The sequence below is a fragment of the Pantoea sp. BL1 genome (assembly GCF_000963985.1).
GTDB classification, from domain to species: domain Bacteria; phylum Pseudomonadota; class Gammaproteobacteria; order Enterobacterales; family Enterobacteriaceae; genus Pantoea; species Pantoea rwandensis_B.
Genome location: NZ_JZRH01000009.1, coordinates 75,488 through 94,222 on the forward strand (window position 1 = coordinate 75,488; position 18,735 = coordinate 94,222).

The 18,735-nt window shown below is 54.2% G+C and carries 16 protein-coding genes and 1 tRNA gene; 7 read left to right on the forward strand and 10 right to left on the reverse strand.

Annotated elements, in window-relative coordinates; genetic code table 11:
* Positions 1-105: 105 nt before the first annotated feature.
* Positions 106-954: a PhzF family phenazine biosynthesis protein gene (locus VH86_RS05920; protein WP_045832234.1), complete on the forward strand. Its 849-nt coding sequence runs from the start codon at positions 106-108 to the stop codon at positions 952-954.
* 222 nt (positions 955-1,176) lie between these two features.
* On the opposite strand, the gene VH86_RS05925 is transcribed toward VH86_RS05920, so the two are convergent.
* Entirely contained in the window at positions 1,177-1,935 is a 759-nt protein-coding gene (locus VH86_RS05925) for an SDR family NAD(P)-dependent oxidoreductase (RefSeq protein ID WP_045832235.1), read from the reverse strand.
* A gap of 115 nt (positions 1,936-2,050) precedes the next feature.
* Between VH86_RS05925 and VH86_RS05930 the strand changes: the two genes are divergently transcribed.
* The 3 genes from VH86_RS05930 (at position 2,051) to VH86_RS05940 (ending at position 5,621) form a co-directional block, all read left to right on the forward strand.
* On the forward strand, positions 2,051-2,950 hold the full coding sequence (locus tag VH86_RS05930) for a LysR family transcriptional regulator (protein WP_045814179.1): 900 nt from the start codon (positions 2,051-2,053) through the stop codon (positions 2,948-2,950).
* A gap of 45 nt (positions 2,951-2,995) precedes the next feature.
* A complete protein-coding gene (yhjD, locus tag VH86_RS05935) occupies positions 2,996-3,997 on the forward strand; it encodes an inner membrane protein YhjD (RefSeq protein ID WP_045814164.1) in 1,002 nt (333 codons plus the stop codon).
* Positions 3,998-4,286: 289 nt separating this feature from the next.
* Positions 4,287-5,621, forward strand: a complete 1,335-nt coding sequence (locus VH86_RS05940) for an MFS transporter (protein ID WP_045832236.1) — start codon at positions 4,287-4,289, stop codon at positions 5,619-5,621.
* A 644-nt stretch (positions 5,622-6,265) separates the two neighbouring features.
* Here the strand turns inward: VH86_RS05940 and ilvC are convergent.
* Positions 6,266-7,741: a ketol-acid reductoisomerase gene (gene ilvC, locus VH86_RS05950; protein WP_045832238.1), complete on the reverse strand. Its 1,476-nt coding sequence runs from the start codon at positions 7,739-7,741 to the stop codon at positions 6,266-6,268.
* Positions 7,742-7,902: 161 nt separating this feature from the next.
* On the opposite strand from ilvC, the gene ilvY reads away from it, so the two are divergent.
* Positions 7,903-8,784: an HTH-type transcriptional activator IlvY gene (gene ilvY, locus VH86_RS05955; protein WP_034820008.1), complete on the forward strand. Its 882-nt coding sequence runs from the start codon at positions 7,903-7,905 to the stop codon at positions 8,782-8,784.
* Here the strand turns inward: ilvY and ilvA are convergent, their stop codons facing one another.
* From ilvA to ilvL, 6 genes are all read right to left on the reverse strand, one after another.
* Entirely contained in the window at positions 8,785-10,332 is a 1,548-nt protein-coding gene (gene ilvA, locus VH86_RS05960; protein WP_038644129.1) for a threonine ammonia-lyase, biosynthetic, read from the reverse strand.
* Between the two features lie 6 nt (positions 10,333-10,338).
* Positions 10,339-12,189 carry a dihydroxy-acid dehydratase gene (gene ilvD, locus VH86_RS05965; RefSeq protein ID WP_038644127.1) on the reverse strand — a complete coding sequence of 617 codons (1,851 nt, stop codon included), beginning with the start codon at positions 12,187-12,189 and terminating at the stop codon, positions 10,339-10,341.
* A gap of 61 nt (positions 12,190-12,250) precedes the next feature.
* Positions 12,251-13,180 carry a branched-chain amino acid transaminase gene (locus VH86_RS05970; RefSeq protein ID WP_034820022.1) on the reverse strand — a complete coding sequence of 310 codons (930 nt, stop codon included), beginning with the start codon at positions 13,178-13,180 and terminating at the stop codon, positions 12,251-12,253.
* 18 nt (positions 13,181-13,198) lie between these two features.
* Positions 13,199-13,456 (reverse strand): acetolactate synthase 2 small subunit, encoded by a 258-nt coding sequence (gene ilvM / locus VH86_RS05975; protein WP_034820026.1) that lies wholly within the window; start codon positions 13,454-13,456, stop codon positions 13,199-13,201.
* Positions 13,453-15,099, reverse strand: coding sequence for an acetolactate synthase 2 catalytic subunit (gene ilvG, locus VH86_RS05980; protein WP_045832239.1), 1,647 nt, complete (start codon positions 15,097-15,099; stop codon positions 13,453-13,455). Before ilvG ends, ilvM begins: the two co-directional genes overlap by 4 nt.
* 149 nt (positions 15,100-15,248) lie before the next feature.
* Positions 15,249-15,347: an ilv operon leader peptide gene (ilvL, locus tag VH86_RS24980; RefSeq protein ID WP_071531048.1), complete on the reverse strand. Its 99-nt coding sequence runs from the start codon at positions 15,345-15,347 to the stop codon at positions 15,249-15,251.
* A gap of 327 nt (positions 15,348-15,674) precedes the next feature.
* Here ilvL and VH86_RS05985 point away from each other — a divergent pair, with 327 nt between their 5' ends.
* Positions 15,675-17,195: a YifB family Mg chelatase-like AAA ATPase gene (locus VH86_RS05985; RefSeq protein WP_038644123.1), complete on the forward strand. Its 1,521-nt coding sequence runs from the start codon at positions 15,675-15,677 to the stop codon at positions 17,193-17,195.
* A gap of 30 nt (positions 17,196-17,225) precedes the next feature.
* Here the strand turns inward: VH86_RS05985 and VH86_RS05990 are convergent, their stop codons facing one another.
* Entirely contained in the window at positions 17,226-17,564 is a 339-nt protein-coding gene (locus VH86_RS05990; RefSeq protein WP_045832240.1) for a DUF413 domain-containing protein, read from the reverse strand.
* A 121-nt stretch (positions 17,565-17,685) separates the two neighbouring features.
* Between VH86_RS05990 and hdfR the strand changes: the two genes are divergently transcribed.
* Positions 17,686-18,507, forward strand: a complete 822-nt coding sequence (gene hdfR / locus VH86_RS05995; protein ID WP_034820037.1) for an HTH-type transcriptional regulator HdfR — start codon at positions 17,686-17,688, stop codon at positions 18,505-18,507.
* Between the two features lie 126 nt (positions 18,508-18,633).
* Here the strand turns inward: hdfR and VH86_RS06000 are convergent.
* Positions 18,634-18,709 (reverse strand) — tRNA-Trp (locus VH86_RS06000).
* Positions 18,710-18,735: the final 26 nt, after the last annotated feature.

Here is an 18,735-nt window from a genome sequence, read left to right on the forward strand (position 1 = left end):
CCGATTCCAGAATTCTTAACCTATTCATAGTCCTGTTGACTGACATTAGCAATCTGCAGGATGTAAATCAGGATTTCAGAGTGCCTCAACCAGCAAGGAGTGAAAATGAAAGTCGCGTTTAAGCAGGTGGATGTGTTTACCTCATCAGCGTTTAAAGGTAATCCGCTGGCAGTCATCATGGATGCAGAGGGATTAAGTGACGCCCAACTGGCTGCTATCGCCCGCTGGACCAATTTGTCGGAAACCACCTTTGTCCTGCCACCACAGGATGCTGCAGCCGATTATCGGGTGCGCATTTTTACCACTGAAGGGGAATTGCCCTTTGCCGGTCATCCGACGCTGGGCACGGCTCACGCCTTGCTGGAAGCGGGATGGACAGTGAAAACACCGGGTAAGATCGTGCAGGAGTGCGGCGTTGGCCTGGTGGATGTGCGCATTAGCGAGGATGGTGCGCTGGCCTTCGCCGCCCCCGACGTCACGCTGACGCCATTTGATGACGCGTTGATGAGCAGCGCACTGAACAGCGAAGCCTTTGATACCCACCAGACGCCGACCATTGTCGATATGGGGATTCGCTGGCTGCTAATCCCGATGAACAGCGCGCAGGCGGTGTTGGATGTGCAGGCCAGCGCAGCGGATCTGCTGCGTTTGCAAAAACATGCCGACGTCAATGGCACTGCGCTGTTTGGCCCACTGCCAGAGGAGTGCGGCGAGCAGTATGAGGTGCGCGCGCTGCTGGTTGAGAACGGCAGCCTGACCGAAGATCCGGTAACAGGCAGCGCCAACGCCTGTCTGGCGCGCTATTTCGCGGCGCAGGGGAAAACCGAGGATTATCGCGCGCGTCAAGGCAGCGCTATCCAGCGTGAAGGGCGCATTCAGGTGAGTTTTAGCGGTGATAGCATCTGGATTGGCGGCCAGACAGTGACCGTGATTGACGGGACGATCGAGATCTAAAAACACGCGCAATACATTGCGCCGCTACGGCCCTCTGCATGGCTACATAGCGGCGCGATTGAGATCTCAAACATGGGCAATTAACGACCAACCGCATGATTGCGTAGCAGGGCGATTGAGATCTCAAACACGCGCAATAAATTGCGGCGCTACGGCCATTCAAAGGAGTGCGTAGCGCCGCGATTTATCGTGCATGAATGCCGCGTCACTCAGCGTGCATGATTACAGCGACTGTCCGCCTGACGCTTCGATGCGCTGCGCGGTGATCCAGCCGGTTTCTTCGCTCAGGATGGCGCTGATCGCGTCACCAATATCATCCGGTTGACCCACACGGCCCAGCGATGTCACCGAGGCAATGTGATCGTTAAGATCTTTGGTGTCACGCACGCGTCCACCGCCGAAGTCAGTTTCAATCGCACCCGGTGCCAGAATATTGACGCGAATGCGGCGCTCGCCCAGCTCTTTGGCCTGATAGCGCGTCAGCACTTCCATCGCCCCTTTCACCGAGGCATAGGTGCCTGAGCCCGGCAACGTCATGCGCGTTAATCCGCTGGAGATGTTCAGGATGCGACCACCATCAACGATCAACGGCAGCAGCTTCTGCGTCAGGAAGTAAGGCCCTTTGAAATGCACATTGATCAGCGCATCAAATTCTTCTTCCGTGGTTTCTGCAAACAGCTTGTAGTGACCGTGACCGGCGTTGTTCACTAAATAATCAAAGTTGTCGCGCTGCCAGGTTTTTTGCAGTGCTTCTCTCACCTGTGCCACGAAAGTGTTAAAGGTGCTGCTGTCGCCAACATCCAGCTGCAGTGCCACAGCACGCGCGCCCAGCGCCTCAATCTCTTTCACCACGGCCTGCGCTTCTTCCGCGTGACCACGATAGGTGAAAAGAATATCGACACCTTTGGCCGCCAGTTTCAGCGCACCATTCTTGCCCAAACCGCGGTTGCCGCCGGTAATCAATGCAATTTTATGACTCATGTTTCGCTCCAGGTGGAAAATTGAACACGGGATAAGGATATTCGTTATAAATTGATCTATAAACGCAGAGGAATACGCAGCACTGTTTCACTAACAACAACAATCGGTGAACAGCATGGATAAAATTCACGCAATGCAGGTTTTTGTGCGGGTGGCAGAAATGGGCAGTTTTACCCGTGCAGCTGAAAGTCTTGGACTACCAAAAGGCAGCGTATCGCGCCAGCTTCAGGCGCTGGAAAATCAAATGGGCACGCGTCTGCTGCATCGCACCACCCGACGTGTTCATCTCACCCAGGATGGGCTGGTCTACTACGATCGTTGTCTTGATCTGTTGTCGATGCTCGACGATATGGACAGCCTGTTCCAGCACGACCCCGCCACCCTGAGCGGCAAGTTGCGCGTCGATATGTCGGTGGCCATGGCCACCGGATTTATCCTGCCGCGTTTGCCTGAGTTTCTGCAGCATTATCCCGGCATCGAAATTGAGCTTAGCAGCAGCGATCGCCAGGTGGATGTGATTCGTGAAGGTTTTGACTGCGTGATCCGCGTGGGCGAGCTGAAAGATTCGGGTCTGATTGCGCGAAAAATCGGATCACATGCCTTGATTAACTGCGCCAGTCCCGACTACCTTTCCCGCTTCGGCATGCCGGTGCGCCTCGAAGATCTGGCACAGCACGCGATGGTGCATTACACCCAGCAGCTGGGGCAGCCCTCTTTGGGGTTTGAATATTTTGATGGTAAGCAGTGCCACTATGTTCAGACCGGCGGCGTGGTGACGGTGAACAGCACCGAAACTTATCGTGCCGCCTGCATCGCGGGTTTAGGCATTATTCAGGTGCCCGCGATTGGCGTGCAGCCACTGCTAGAATCAGGCCAGTTAGTGGAAGTGCTGCATCACTTCCCGGCTAAGCCGATGCCGATTTCGTTGCTTTACCCACATCGCCGCAACGTAGCACGCCGCGTGCGGGTGTTTATGGAGTGGCTGAGTCAGGTGTTGCAGGAGTATGTGACATAAAGGGCTATAATTTTAATTTCGCAGTGAACAGGATGATTATCGTCTATGACAGACAAACCTAACCAAGAATCCACGGCTGAAAAGAAGCCGCTTATTGATATCAAGACCGGTAACAAAACCGTGGATGGCTCAATCCAGAACGTGTCGCGCTTTGCGACCTGGTTCCAGGCCATTCCGGCGGTGGCGCATTTTATACGCGCGCTGGATCGGTTTAACGATCGCCTCGGCAGTCAGTTTGGTGCGGCGATCACTTACTTCTCCTTCCTATCTCTGATACCGATTTTGATGGTCTCCTTTGCGGCAGTCGGTTTTGTGCTGGCGTCGAATCAGGATTTACTCACCGAGTTGATCAACAAAATCGTTAACAGCATCAGCGATCCTACGCTGGCCACTACGCTAAAGAACACCGTGAACACCGCGATTCAGCAGCGCGCGACGGTCGGGTTAACCGGTTTGCTGCTGGCACTTTACTCCGGCATCAACTGGATGGGCAATTTGCGCGAGGCGGTGCGTGCGCAGTCGCGTGATGTTTGGGAGCGTAAGCCGGACGATCAAGAGAAGTTGTGGAAGAAGTATGCGCGTGATTTGGTGTCGTTGCTCGGCCTGATGCTGGCATTGGTGATTACGCTGTCGCTGACCTCCATTGCCGGTGCCGCGCAGAATGCCATCGTTAACGCGTTGGGATTAGAGGATATCGAGTGGCTGCGTCCGGCGATGACCATTATTGCGCTGTCGATCTCCATTTTTGCCAACTATCTGTTGTTCCTGTGGATTTTCTGGATTCTTCCGCGCCACAAGCCGCGCAAAAAAGCGCTGTTTCGCGGCACGCTGCTGGCGGCGATTGGCTTTGAGGTGATTAAGTTTGTGATGACGCTGACGCTGCCAAAGCTGGCCACTTCGCCTTCTGGTGCAGCCTTTGGTTCGGTGCTGGGATTAATGGCGTTCTTTTACTTCTTCGCCCGTCTGACACTGTTCTGCGCCGCGTGGATCGCCACCGCAAAATACAAGGATGATAAAGAGATGCCGCAGCCGCATCAGGGCAATTAACATCGCAAATTTGTTACATTTGCCCTAACAGCTAAAAATGTCTCCTGCGGGCTATTATTTCAGCAAAAACCAGCAGGAAACGCTAAAGGGTCACTTTAATTTGGCCCTTTTGCAGAGATTCCCGCCAAAAAAGTGACACTTCCCGTTCCCATCCCCCGCCGATTGCCACAACTCAGAAATTATCCACTTTTTCGCCGAAAATGCCTGTTCTGGCGCGGGTTTTCGTCATTGAATGCCGCAAAACAGGTGCGTAAGATTCTCTGTCTACATTTACAATTAAGAAACAGTCATGCAAGCCTCCATCACAGAAACACTCGACAAAAAACACGACGACACGCCCGTAAACTCACGCGGCAAAGTGGTCGTGGCATCGCTTGTCGGCACCGCGATCGAATTCTTCGATTTCTATATTTATGCCACTGCGGCAGTGATCATTTTCCCGCACATTTTCTTCCCGCAGGGCGATCCCACCGTCGCGACGCTACAGTCGCTGGCGACCTTCGCTATCGCCTTTGTCGCGCGTCCAATTGGTTCTGCGCTGTTCGGCCACTTCGGCGACCGTGTCGGCCGTAAAGCGACGTTGGTAGCATCGCTGCTGACCATGGGCGTCTCCACGGTATTGATCGGCCTGCTACCGAGCTATCAAACCATTGGCGTCGCCGCTCCACTGCTGCTGGCGCTGGCGCGTTTTGGTCAGGGTCTGGGCTTGGGTGGTGAATGGGGCGGTGCGGCTCTGCTGGCAACCGAGAATGCCCCCGCGAAGAAACGTGCGCTCTATGGCTCTTTCCCACAGCTCGGCGCGCCGATTGGCTTCTTCTTCGCTAACGGTACTTTCCTGCTGCTCTCCTGGTTGCTGACCGATGAGCAGTTCATGAACTGGGGCTGGCGTGTGCCGTTTATCCTTTCTGCCGTACTGGTACTGATTGGTCTGTATGTGCGCGTTTCGCTGCATGAAAGCCCGGTGTTCGCCAAAGTGCAGAAAGAGAACAAGCAGGTCAAAATGCCCATCGGCACGCTGTTGAGCAAGCATCTGACCGCTACGATTCTTGGCACCTTCATCATGCTGGCGACCTATACGCTGTTCTACATCATGACCGTGTACTCGATGAGTTACGGCACTGCACCGGCGCCAGCGGGCTTAGGCTTTTCTCGTAATAGCTTCCTGTGGATGCTGATGGTAGCGGTGATTGGTTTTGGTGTCATGGTACCGATTGCGGGCCTGCTGGCTGATCGTTATGGCCGCCGTCGCACCATGATCACTATTACCCTGATGATTATCGCCTTTGCACTGATGTTCCCGGTGCTGTTGGGTTCCGGTTCGCAAATTCTGGTGATGGGCTTCCTGCTGCTGGGTCTGAGCATTATGGGTCTCACCTTTGGGCCGATGGGCGCGCTGCTGCCAGAGCTGTTCCCGACCGAAGTGCGTTATACCGGCGCGTCGTTCTCGTATAACCTGTCGTCAATTCTCGGGGCGTCGGTTGCGCCTTATATTGCGACATGGTTGAACGCTAACTACGGTTTGCAGGCGGTCGGTTTCTATCTGGCTTCCATGGCCGTGCTGACGCTGATTGCACTGATTGCCTGTAAAGAGACGCGCCATCAGACGCTGTACGAAGCGGTGTGATGGTTGCAGATTGATTTGAGGTACCCGGCTCAGGCCTAATGCTCGTCAGTTAACGCCCTATATGCAAAGGCTGTCACTGTTAAAGTGGCAGCTTTTTTGTTTGGGTACGAATGCCGGAGTGCTGGCCTGCGCACCTCTGCTGCTGCCGGGCCGTCCTCGCGCCGCTGACGCGGTGCCATCGGCTTTCACGTCGTGCTGACGGACCGTTCGGGTAAGGCCATCCTGGCCAAGCCGAACTGCCAGTTGCATCCATGCACCTGGCTCCTGGCCCAACGTAAAAGCCTCAGCGCTGCGGATAGCCCTTGCAGCAGCAGAGGCGCTCTGGCCTCCACTATCGTGCCCTTTTTTACCACACGCACTGAAGCTTAAGAGCAGGCTGGGGCCGTACAGGGGCTGGCAATCCGCAGCGCTGAACGTAGTGAGTATGCCATGATAGCCCGCAGCTACCGTCTTGAACGTCAAGCCGCTACTGCGTTATCACCCGTCGCTTAAATGACCCAAAACACACGGACTGCGTAATCGCCATGGCATTGCGGCTTGTAGAGTTATGTCGTGGCTGGCTGTGAGAAACCTATCTGATCAGGCATAAAAAAACCCCGGCAAGCCGGGGTTCTTCTTATGCTGAAAACTGTGTCGCGCGTGGCTTAGCCAGCAACCGCGATACGTTTCATGTCGGTCATGTAGCCACGCAGTTTGCGGCCAACCGCTTCGATTGGGTGCTGACGAACGGCTTCGTTGACGTCACGCAGCTGTGCGTTATCAACCTGAGTGCCTTCGATTGCTTTACCCAGATCGCCCGGCTGCAGCGTGGTCATGAACTCTTTCAGCAGCGGTACTGCCGCGAAGGAGAACAGGTAGTTACCGTATTCTGCAGTATCAGAGATAACCACGTTCATTTCATACAGACGCTTACGTGCGATGGTGTTCGCGATCAGCGGCAGCTCGTGCAGTGATTCGTAGTAAGCCGACTCTTCAATGATGCCTGCGTCGATCATGGTTTCGAAGGCCAGCTCAACGCCCGCTTTCACCATGGCAACCATCACAACGCCTTTATCGTAGTATTCCTGCTCTTCGATTTTGCCGTCGAACTGTGGTGCGTTCTCGAATGCAGTTGCACCGGTCTCTTCACGCCAGGTCAGCAGGTTTTTGTCGTCGTTCGCCCAGTCAGCCATCATACCGGAAGAGAATTCGCCCGAGATGATGTCATCCATGTGCTTCTGGAACAGCGGAGCCATGATGGTTTTCAGCTGCTCAGACAGTGCGTAAGCACGGATTTTCGCCGGGTTAGACAGGCGATCCATCATCAGGGTGATACCACCGAATTTCAGTGATTCGGTGATGGTTTCCCAGCCGAACTGAATCAGTTTTTCGGTATAAGCCGCATCGTGACCTTCAGCCACCAGCTTGTCAAAGCACAGCAGAGAACCGGCCTGCAGCATACCGCACAGGATAGTCTGCTCGCCCATCAGGTCAGATTTCACTTCTGCAACGAAGGAAGATTCCAGGACGCCAGCACGGTCGCCGCCGGTTGCAGCAGCCCAGGCTTTAGCAATCGCCAGGCCTTCACCTTTTGGATCGTTTTCTGGGTGAACCGCAATCAGGGTTGGAACACCGAAACCACGCTTGTACTCTTCACGCACTTCAGTACCTGGGCACTTCGGTGCAACCATCACCACAGTGATATCTTTACGAATGGTTTCGCCCGATTCAACGATGTTGAAACCGTGTGAGTAACCCAGCGCTGCGCCATCTTTCATCAGAGGCTGAACCGCCTGAACCACTGCTGAGTGCTGTTTGTCTGGCGTCAGGTTAACGACCAGATCCGCCTGTGGGATCAGCTCTTCGTAGGTGCCTACTTTGAAGCCGTTATCGGTCGCTTTGCGGAAAGAAGCACGCTTTTCAGCGATCGCTTCAGCACGCAGTGCATAAGCGATGTCCAGACCGGAGTCACGCATGTTCAGGCCCTGGTTCAGACCCTGAGCGCCACAGCCAACGATAACGACTTTTTTGCCTTTCAGGAAGCTTGCGCCGTCTGCGAACTCATCGCGAGACATGAAACGACATTTGCCTAACTGCGCTAACTGGTTGCGCAGATTCAATGTGTTGAAGTAGTTAGCCATGGGTACTCCGGTTAGATGTTGTGATTGCTTTTGTTCGGTAACGACACCCTGTTCAGTGCCGCGAATGACCCCATCATATGACAGGAAATCTATTGCTTAAATTGATATATTAGCAAGGTCACATTGCAGAATTTGCAACAACCCTTTGAGGTGAAACGCGCATGGATTTACGAGACCTGAAGCTCTTTCTTCATCTGGCCGAAAGCTGTCACTTTGGTCGCACCGCGCGTGCTATGCACGTCAGTCCCTCCACGCTCTCGCGCCAGATTCAGCGCCTTGAAGAAGATGTGGGTCACGCGCTGTTTCTGCGCGATAACCGCACCGTCACGCTCACTGAAGCCGGTGAACGCCTCAAGCAGTTTGCTCAGCAAACCTTATTGCAATATCAACAACTGCGCCACGTGATGGATCTGAACGGCCCGTCCCTAAGCGGCGAACTGCGCATATTTTGCTCGGTGACCGCCGCTTACAGCCATTTGCCGCCGATTCTCGACCGCTTCCGCGCCGAACATCCGCAGGTGGAAATCAAACTCACCACCGGCGATGCCGCCGACGCAATTGAGATGGTGCAATCTGGCGAGGCAGATTTGGCCATTGCCGGACGTCCGGAATCGCTGCCCGCCAGCATCGACTTCACGCCGCTCGCCATTCTTCCGCTGGTGCTGATCGCGCCCGCCCTGCCGTGTGCGGTGCGCAGCCAGGCCACACAGGCGCAACCTGATTGGTCGCAGATTCCGTTTATTGTGCCGGAACAAGGCCCGGTGCGGCGCGGTATCGATTTGTGGTTCCGTCGCCATCGCATCCCCAATCCGCAAATTTATGCCACGGTGTCCGGGCATGAGGCGATTGTCTCAATGGTGGCGCTGGGATGTGGTATTGCGCTACTGCCAGATGTGGTGCTGGAGAACAGCCCGGAGCCGGTACGCAATCGCGTACTGACGCTGGAGAATGTGGAGTCGGTCGCGCCGCTGGAACTGGGCGTCTGTGTACAAAAAAAGCGGCTCGGGGAGCCGCTTATCAGTGCTTTCTGGAACCTGCTGTAACTACTGCCCAGCGAGGAAGAAACGGAACGCCGGGTTGTTCGCCTCATCGTGCCATTCGTAGCCCAACGCCGTGAGATGCGTTTCAAAATCCGGCTCTTGATCGTTGGCTTCGAAGGCCGCCAGCACACGACCAAAATCGGTGCCGTGGCTGCGATAGTGGAACAGCGAGATATTCCAGTGCGCGCCCAGCGTCTGCAGGAATTTCAGCAGCGCGCCGGGTGCTTCCGGGAACTCAAAGCTAAACAGACGTTCGCGCAACGGTTTCGACGGACGACCGCCCACCATGTAGCGCACATGCAGTTTCGCCATCTCGTCATCCGACAGATCCACGACGTTATAGCCACTCTCATTCAGTTGACTGATGATCTCGCTGCGCTCTTCCAGACCGCGCGTTAAACGCACGCCGACGAAGATGCAGGCGTTATCGGCATCCGCATAACGGTAGTTAAACTCGGTGATCGATCGGCCACCCAGCGTCTGGCAGAACTTGAGGAAACTGCCCTGCTGTTCGGGAATCGTTACCGCCAGCAACGCTTCGCGCTGTTCGCCAATTTCGCAGCGTTCCGACACATAGCGCAGACCGTGGAAGTTGACGTTGGCGCCCGACAAGACGTGCGCGAGGCGCTCGCCTTTGATGTCGTGCTGCTGGATGTACTTCTTCATGCCCGCCAGCGCCAGCGCACCCGAAGGTTCCGCTACCGCACGCACATCTTCGAACAGGTCTTTCACTGCCGCGCAGATGGCATCGCTATCCACAGTGATGATGTCATCGAGATACTCTTTGCACAGACGGAAAGTCTCGTTGCCGATGCGCTTCACCGCCACACCTTCAGCAAACAAGCCGACACGCGCCAAATCCACCGGCTCGCCCGCGTCCAGCGCCGCTTTCAAACAGGCTGAGTCTTCCGACTCTACCGCGATCACTTTGATCTGCGGCATCAGCTGTTTGATCAGCACCGCCACGCCAGCTGCCAGGCCACCACCGCCGACCGGCACGAACACGCGATCGATATGTGCATCTTGTTGCAGCAGTTCCATGGCCAGCGTGCCCTGCCCGGCAATCACTGCCGGATGGTCAAACGGTGGCACAAAGGTGTAACCCTGCTGCTCGGCCAACTCGATAGCTTTGGCTTTTGCCTCGTCGAAGTTAGCACCAAACAGATAAACCTCACCGCCAAATGCGCGCACTGCATCAACCTTGATGTCTGCCGTGGCCACCGGCATCACAATCAGTGATTTGATGCCAAGCCGACTCCCCGAAAGTGCCACACCCTGTGCGTGGTTACCGGCCGAAGCCGTAATCACGCCGCGTGCTTTTTGCTCTTCGGTCAGTCCGGCAATCATCGCGTAGGCCCCACGCAGCTTGAAGCTGTGTACTGCCTGGCGATCCTCACGCTTCACCAAAATGGTGTTGCCGAGACGCGATGAAATTTTTTCCATTTTTTGCAGCGGCGTGACCTGCGCAATTTCATACACAGGCGCACGCAGCACCGCGCGCAAATACTCCGCGCCGTTAGGCGACGCGGGTAGCGGTTGAGACTCAGCCATTCGTTGTTAGCCTCCCAGCTTGGACTTATCGCGCACCGCACCTTTGTCAGCACTGGTCGCGAGTGATGCATAAGCACGCAGCGCGAAGGAGACGGCACGTTCGCGGTTATGTGGCGTGTAAGCCGCTTCGCCACGCGCCAACTCTTTTTCACGACGAGCGTGGATTTCGTTGTCTGGCAGATCCAGATGGATACGACGGTTCGGGATATCCAGCTCAATCATGTCGCCATCCTGGATCAGCGCAATGGTGCCGCCGCTCGCCGCTTCAGGTGAGATGTGACCCACAGAGAGACCGGAAGAACCGCCGGAGAAGCGACCATCGGTGATCAACGCACAAGCTTTACCCAAGCCCATGGATTTCAGATAGGTGGTCGGATAGAGCATTTCCTGCATGCCCGGACCGCCTTTTGGCCCTTCGTAACGGATGACAACGCAATCGCCAGCCACAACTTTGCCGCCAAGGATCGCTTCTACCGCATCATCCTGGCTTTCGTAAACTTTTGCCGGGCCCTTAAAGGTCAGCAACTCAGCGTCAACGCTGGCGGTTTTTACGATACAACCATCTTCAGAGATGTTGCCGTACAGCACGGCCAGACCGCCATCCTGAGAAAACGCGTGTTCGCGGGTACGGATACAACCATTTTCACGGTCATCATCCAGCGTGTCCCAACGGCAATCCTGTGAGAAGGCTTGGGTGGTGCGGATACCCGCTGGGCCCGCGCGGAACATTTTCTTCACTGCTTCGTCTTGGGTCAGCATGATGTCGTACTGATCCAGGGTTTCACGCATGCTCTGCTGCAGAACGTTGCGCGCACTGGTGTCGATCAGCCCTGCACGATCCAGCTCGCCCAGAATCGCGACAACGCCACCGGCACGGTGCACATCTTCCATGTGATATTTCGGCGTACTCGGTGCCACTTTGCACAGGTGCGGCACTTTGCGCGACAGGCGATCGATATCCGACATGTTGAATTCGATTTCGCCTTCCTGCGCTGCTGCCAGCAAGTGCAGAACGGTGTTGGTGGAACCGCCCATGGCGATATCCAGCGTCATGGCGTTCTCAAACGCGGCTTTGGTGGCGATGTTGCGTGGCAATACGCGCTCATCATCCTGCTCGTAATACTTTTTGGTCAGGCTAACGATGCGCTTACCGGCGTTGAGGAACAGCTCTTTACGGTCGGCGTGGGTCGCCAACAGTGAACCGTTGCCCGGCTGCGCCAGACCCAGCGCTTCGGCCAGACAGTTCATGGAGTTCGCGGTGAACATCCCTGAGCAAGAACCACAGGTTGGGCAGGCAGAGCGTTCGATTTTATCGCTGTCTTCATCGCTGACGTTCGGGTTAGCGCCCTGAATCATCGCATCAACCAAGTCCAGCTTGATGATTTTATCGGACAGTTTGGTCTTACCGGCTTCCATCGGACCGCCGGAGACAAAGATCACTGGGATGTTGAGGCGCAGTGACGCCATCAGCATGCCGGGGGTGATTTTGTCGCAGTTAGAGATACACACCATGGCATCGGCGCAGTGCGCGTTCACCATGTACTCCACGGAATCGGCGATCAGCTCGCGCGAAGGCAGTGAATACAGCATGCCGCCATGACCCATGGCGATACCGTCATCCACCGCGATGGTGTTGAACTCTTTGGCGACACCACCGGCGGCTTCGATTTGCTCAGCCACCAGCTTGCCCATATCGCGCAAGTGCACGTGGCCCGGCACGAATTGGGTGAATGAGTTAACCACGGCGATAATCGGTTTACCGAAATCGGCGTCGGTCATTCCTGTGGCGCGCCACAGGGCGCGTGCACCCGCCATGTTACGACCATGGGTGGTGGTGGCAGAACGGTACTTAGGCATGCTCTATTTACTCCAGTCTGAAATATGACGCGGGCGCAGCGGCACCCGCGTAACTGTCTTGTTATGGATTAACTTGATCCAACCAGCCGTACTTGTCTTCGGTTTCGCCCGTGAACAGGCCGAAGAATGCGCTCTGAATTTTGGTGGTCACTGGACCGCGTTTGCCCGCACCGACCTGAATGCCGTCAACGCTACGTACCGGGGTGATTTCTGCCGCAGTACCCGACATGAACACTTCATCAGCCAGATACAGAGATTCACGCGACAGCGTTTGCTCACGCACTTCGATACCCAGATCAATCGCCAGTTTGATGATGGCGTCACGAGTGATGCCCGGCAGTGCTGAAGAAGTGAACGGTGGTGTGAACAGAATGCCATCTTTCACTTCGAACAAGTTTTCGCCAGCACCTTCTGAAATATAGCCGTTGGTGTCGAGAGCGATACCTTCCTGATAACCGTGGCGACGCGCTTCGCTGCCGACCAACAGTGAGGAGAGGTAGTTACCACCGGCTTTAGCCGCGGTTGGCAGGGTATTCGGTGCAACACGGTTCCATGAAGACACCATCGCATCGATACCGTTTTCCAGTGCTTCAGCACCCAGGTAAGCACCCCATGGGAAAGCAGCGATGATCACGTCGGTGGTGTAGCCATCTGGTGGGTTCACACCCAGGCCTACGTCGCCAACAAACGCCAATGGACGAATGTAAGCGCTTTTCAGCTTGTTCACACGAATCACTTCGCGGCACGCTTCCATCAGCTCATCAACAGAGGCGGCGATAGGAAAACGATAGATTTTGGCGGAGTCGTGCAGACGTTGCATGTGTTCACGGTGACGGAACACCACTGGGCCTTTATGTGAGTCGTAGCAACGCACGCCCTCAAACACAGAAGTACCGTAGTGCAGTGCGTGAGACATGACGCTAACCTTGGCATCTTCCCACTTAACCATCTCCCCGTTGAACCAAATAAAGTCTGCTTTCTTCGTACTCATTGCTATTTCCTTTGGCGACTAAGCGCGGATTTGTTGTGATGTCTGTTGCTGGATCTCGACACAGGCGACATCCATAAGTTTGCTTAACTGCGAAGACAGTAAATCGACAGAACGCTGGCTGGCAACGGTCATCTCGATATTAATGTTCTCAGCGTTGATCGCAGATGCCATGTTCATCGAGCACACCTGGAAACCACGGTGGCGGACGACACGCAAAATGCGCTCCAATATTTCAGGGCGGAAGCGGGCTTCGATAGACAATTGATGCTGATTCATGCGGTTTTCTCCATCATGTTTGCGTTGCTGGCACCCGGCGGTACCAATGGCCAGACGTTCTCATGCTCATCAATCGAAACATGCAGGAAGTAAGGACCTTCACTGTTCAGCAGAGCATCTATCGCGGCGTCGACCTGATCTTTACGGCTAATGTGCTGGCCTGGGATATCAAAGGCGCTGGCCAGCGTGAGGAAATCGGGGTTATCGGTGAGGATGGTTTCGCTGTAACGACCATCAAAGAACAGCTGCTGCCACTGGCGCACCATGCCCAAACGTTGGTTATCCAGCAGCAGGATTTTCACCGGCAGCTTGCCGCGCTTGATGGTGCCCAGTTCCTGGATGTTCATCATGATTGATCCATCACCTGACACGCAGATTACGGTGTCTTCCGGGCGAGCAACCTGCGCACCGATGGCGGCAGGCAGACCGAAGCCCATGGTGCCTAAACCACTCGAGGTGATGAAGTTTTCCGGCGCGGTGAAGCTCATATGCTGTGCAGCCCACATCTGGTGCTGGCCCACATCGGTGGTGACTACGGCGCTATTGGCTTTACGATCGGATAACTGCTTCAGCAGCAGCGGAGCATAGATGGCTTCACCTGGGTGATCGTAACGCCAATCAAACTCGGCTTTCATCGCTTTAACTTCGGTGCGCCAGCCTTCAATCTGCATTGGCATACTCAACGCGGGCAGCACCTGGTTCAAATCACCTTGCAACGAAACGTGCGCGCGACGGAGTTTGTTCAACTCGGCCGGATCGATATCGATATGAATGACGTTCGCATGCGGGGCGAAGGTGTCTAACTTGCCGGTAACGCGGTCATCGAAGCGCGCACCCACCGCAATCAGCAAATCACAGGATTGCACGGCAAGGTTGGCGGCTTTGGTGCCGTGCATACCTAACATGCCGAGATAGAGATCGCTGCTGGCGTCTGCGCTTCCCAGGCCTTTCAACGTGGACACCGTTGGGATGCCGGTTGCTTCAGCCATGGCACGTAATGCAGGCACCGCTTGTGCCATGCCAACACCGCCGCCGATATACAGCATTGGCTTATGCGACTGCGCCATCAATGCGCGGGCTTCCGCGATATGCTCTGGCGAGTGACTGATCGCCTCTTCAACCGGCAGCAAGTGTGGGGTTAAATCGCCACTGGCAATTTGAATGTCTTTCGGGATATCCACCAGAACCGGACCGGGACGGCCAGACTGGGCGATGGCAAAGGCTTCGGCCATCACGGAAGGCAAATCTTCGAGGGATTCAACCAGGAAACTGTGCTTGGTGCAGGCTAATGACAGGCCGAGAACGTCGATTTCCTGGAAGGCATCGGTGCCGATGAACGCAGATGAAACCTGACCGGTGATCGCGACAACCGGGATGGAATCCATAAACGCATCTGCTAAACCGGTGATCAGGTTAGTGGCGCCGGGACCGGAAGTGGCGATACAAACGCCTGTTTTACCGGTGGCACGGGCATAACCAATTGCCGCCATCACTGCACCTTGTTCATGACGACACAGTAGGTGTTCCACGCCGCCATCGTAGAGCGCATCGTACACTGGCATGATTGCGCCGCCAGGATAGCCAAACACTGTGTCGACACTCTGCGCGCGTAAAGCCTGAACTACCCACTTTGCACCTGTCATCGTTATTCTCCTGTATTCCCGGGGGAACAACAGAATTTTATGCTACTGCTCATAATCTGTTCCTCGCTGATTCGCTGATATTTAGCCAGGTCGAAAAAAAACCCCCGGACCTTTCGGTGCGGGGGTTTTTGGAATTCCGGGCTTGATTTTTAAGCCTTTCTTTCTCCAAGCGATGCCCCGCACGGTGGGATAATAATCACCACCACGCTAATCACGACTAGGCTAATCACTTGTAGAAGGGCTTTCATGTGTTGTCTGTTTTTTCGATTGTTCGAAGTAATGCCTACAGAGTTACCATAGTTATCTGCTTATTGACAATAATTTTCATAATGTTTTTTTATGACGCAAGCGATGGGTGTGGGTTATCGCCTTGTAAGTTAAAGGTTATTTTTAGTTGTGAAAAATTTTCATTACGCACACTACGTAACCTCTCTGTTAATTCTGCGATATCGACCCCAATTGCGGCGAAAACATTGTAAAAACCGTCGATTCACTGGAACCCGGCGCTGATGTTTTTAAATCTCATTCGCAATCTGAATTTACTCCTCGCATGATGAAGACAACAAGGAGTGGTTATGTCTTTATCAAAGGTTCTCACTCGCGCGGCGCTCGGTGTGCAGGCGCCATTAGTAACGGTTGAGGTGCATATCAGCAAGGGCTTGCCTGCTTTAACGCTGGTTGGCTTGCCTGAAACCACGGTGAAGGAAGCGCGGGAACGGGTGCGCAGTGCCATTATCAATAGCGGATTCACCTTCCCTGCTAAACGCGTCACCATCAATTTGGCCCCCGCCGATCTGCCAAAAGAGGGAGGACGCTACGACCTTCCCATCGCCATTGCGATTCTCGCGGCCTCAGAGCAGCTTCCTGACGCGAAACTGGCTCACTATGAATTCCTGGGGGAGTTAGCACTGAACGGCGCGCTCTGTGGCGTTCAGGCCTCCATTCCAGCAGCGATGGCCGCATTGCAAGCCGGCAGACAGATGGTGTTAGCTGAAGAGAATCAACAGGATGTCGGATTGATCCAACAAGGAGAAACGCTTGTCGGTAAACATCTGCTCGAGATCTGCGCTTTCCTGCATAACCAATCGACACTCACCGTTGCGCATTATCAACCTGAGGCGCTGCAACAGGAAAGCCAGGATCTCAGCGAAATCATCGGTCAGGAACAAGGACGTCGCGCCCTGGAGATCACTGCCGCTGGCGGGCATAACCTGTTACTGCTTGGACCGCCCGGCACAGGGAAAACGATGCTGGCGACCCGCCTGCCCGGCATTATGCCGCCCTTAGACGACCAGGAAGCGCTGGAGTGCGCAGCGATTAATAGCCTGGTCAGCAGCCGAAACCTCCATCATCAGTGGCGCAGAAGGCCATTCAGAGCACCTCATCACAGCGCTTCGCTGTATGCATTAGTGGGAGGTGGAGCCCTCCCCCGGCCTGGTGAGATCTCTCTGGCGCACAATGGCGTCCTGTTTCTGGATGAACTCCCGGAGTTTGACCGCAAGGTACTGGATGCATTACGCGAGCCCATTGAATCCGGCGAGATCGCAATTTCCCGTACACGCGCCAAAGTCACTTATCCAGCGCGCTTTCAGTTAATTGGCGCCATGAACCCCAGCCCTACCGGGCATTATCAAGGCAGTCATAACCGATGCACGCCGCAACAGGTGCTGCGCTATTTGAGCCGGCTCTCAGGTCCGTTTCTTGATCGCTTTGATCTGTCTCTGGAAATCCCGTTGCTACCCAGTGGAACCTTAAGTCAAAAACAGGAAGTCAGTGAGAGCAGCGAGACTGTGCTTAAACGCGTCCTTGCTGCTCGTCAGAGGCAAATTGAGCGAGCAGGCAAAATAAACGCTCATTTATCTAATCCGGAGATTGCCCAGTGCTGTGTACTGAGACAGGACGATGCTATATGGCTGGAAGCTGTGTTGAATTCGCTGGGCCTTTCTGTGCGCGCGTGGCAACGCATTTTGAAAGTCGCCAGGACGATTGCCGATTTGGCAGGGGAGGAGACGATTTCACGTCAGCATTTGCAGGAGGCGGTGGGTTATCGCAGCATTGACCGATTGCTAATCTTTCTGCACAACAGTCTGGAATAAAAAACGGGGCTTTAGAAGCCCCGCTATTTTTTAATCATCGCTATCGCTAAAGTCTTCCACAGTGTCCATCTGCGGCTTACCGCCAGACAATGTGTGGAAACGCTTAGGACGCTTAATACGTGCGGTATATTTCGACCAGACACGTTCAGCTTCCGTTTGCGGCTCACGCAGACCACGACATACTTCTAAAAACGAACGCTCTTCTTCAGTCTCTGGTTCACGCTTGGCGAGGTCCAGTTCATTGAAGGCGTAACCGTGGCGTTCCAGAAGCTGAGCTTCTTTAATGGTGAAATCACCATGACGTGAAAAACCACGAGGGTAATGTTTGTTATCAAAGAAACGATTTGTTGTTGCGAAGCTATCCGCCATTTTACACGCTCCCGACTCTCTTATGGCCGTGCTATTTATGGCGCGGAGTATTAGATAGGCTTGACAGAGTGTAAAACAAAACATTTAAATCAGTACGACAAACATTTTTTGGGAGAATGCTGTGGATACGGAATTACTGAAAACTTTCCTCGAAGTGAGCAGAACACGCCATTTCGGGCGTGCTGCTGAAGCGCTTTACCTCACGCAATCTGCCGTTAGTTTTCGCATTCGTCAGCTGGAAAATCAGTTAGGAGTCAACCTTTTCACCCGTCATCGAAATAATATTCGGCTGACCTCTGCGGGTGAGCGTTTATTACCCTATGCAGAGAGCCTGATGAGTACCTGGCTGATGGCCAAAAAGGAAGTTTCACATACACAACAGCATCATGAGCTATCGATAGGCGCCAGCGCGTCGTTGTGGGAAGCTTATCTAACCCCTTGGTTAAAAACGCTTTATGAGAACCGTGAAAGCCTTCATCTTGAAGCACGTATCGCACAACGGCATTTGCTGGTAAAGCAATTACATGAGCGTCAATTGGATCTTTTGATCACCACCGAAGCGCCAAAAATGGATGAATTAACCAGCCAACAGATTGGTCATATTTCACTCGCGCTCTTCCGTGCACGTAAGACTGAGAAACGTGAAAAATATGATTACATTAAACTGGAATGGGGTGCGGATTTTCATCAACATGAAAGTTATTTATCCAGTGATGATGTGCCAGTATTGACCACAACTTCAGCGCATGTGACACGTGAATTACTCCACACTACCGGCGCGTGCGCGTTTTTACCGGATTCATGGCACAGCATTTATAGTGATTTGATGGTTATTCCAGATACACCCGTTGCCGTTCGCCCACTCTATGCGGTGTGGCTGCAGAATAGTGATCAACAGGCGCATATTCGTCAGCTGCTTAAATTTCCAGTATTGACGCAATAAAGCAGAAATTGAGAGGGGTTTGAGTGTCGCGCAGTGAAACTCAAACCATTTTCACTGGCGAATTTATGAGGTAAATACCAAATTTTGGACAAAAAAAATCCTTTGCCGAAGCAAAGGATTGTTTTCTGGCAGGGGCGGAGGGACTCGAACCCCCAACACCCGGTTTTGGAGACCGGTGCTCTACCAATTGAACTACGCCCCTAAAAGGGTGGCGGAACGGACGGGGCT

Coding starts and splice junctions, on each gene's coding strand:
- VH86_RS05920 (WP_045832234.1), top strand. CDS start 106: ATGAAAGTCGCGTTTAAGCAGGTGGATGTGTTTACCTCATCAGCGTTT.
- VH86_RS05925 (WP_045832235.1), bottom strand. CDS start 1,935: ATGAGTCATAAAATTGCATTGATTACCGGCGGCAACCGCGGTTTGGGC.
- VH86_RS05930 (WP_045814179.1), top strand. CDS start 2,051: ATGGATAAAATTCACGCAATGCAGGTTTTTGTGCGGGTGGCAGAAATG.
- yhjD (WP_045814164.1), top strand. CDS start 2,996: ATGACAGACAAACCTAACCAAGAATCCACGGCTGAAAAGAAGCCGCTT.
- VH86_RS05940 (WP_045832236.1), top strand. CDS start 4,287: ATGCAAGCCTCCATCACAGAAACACTCGACAAAAAACACGACGACACG.
- ilvC (WP_045832238.1), bottom strand. CDS start 7,741: ATGGCTAACTACTTCAACACATTGAATCTGCGCAACCAGTTAGCGCAG.
- ilvY (WP_034820008.1), top strand. CDS start 7,903: ATGGATTTACGAGACCTGAAGCTCTTTCTTCATCTGGCCGAAAGCTGT.
- ilvA (WP_038644129.1), bottom strand. CDS start 10,332: ATGGCTGAGTCTCAACCGCTACCCGCGTCGCCTAACGGCGCGGAGTAT.
- ilvD (WP_038644127.1), bottom strand. CDS start 12,189: ATGCCTAAGTACCGTTCTGCCACCACCACCCATGGTCGTAACATGGCG.
- VH86_RS05970 (WP_034820022.1), bottom strand. CDS start 13,180: ATGAGTACGAAGAAAGCAGACTTTATTTGGTTCAACGGGGAGATGGTT.
- ilvM (WP_034820026.1), bottom strand. CDS start 13,456: ATGAATCAGCATCAATTGTCTATCGAAGCCCGCTTCCGCCCTGAAATA.
- ilvG (WP_045832239.1), bottom strand. CDS start 15,099: ATGACAGGTGCAAAGTGGGTAGTTCAGGCTTTACGCGCGCAGAGTGTC.
- ilvL (WP_071531048.1), bottom strand. CDS start 15,347: ATGAAAGCCCTTCTACAAGTGATTAGCCTAGTCGTGATTAGCGTGGTG.
- VH86_RS05985 (WP_038644123.1), top strand. CDS start 15,675: ATGTCTTTATCAAAGGTTCTCACTCGCGCGGCGCTCGGTGTGCAGGCG.
- VH86_RS05990 (WP_045832240.1), bottom strand. CDS start 17,564: ATGGCGGATAGCTTCGCAACAACAAATCGTTTCTTTGATAACAAACAT.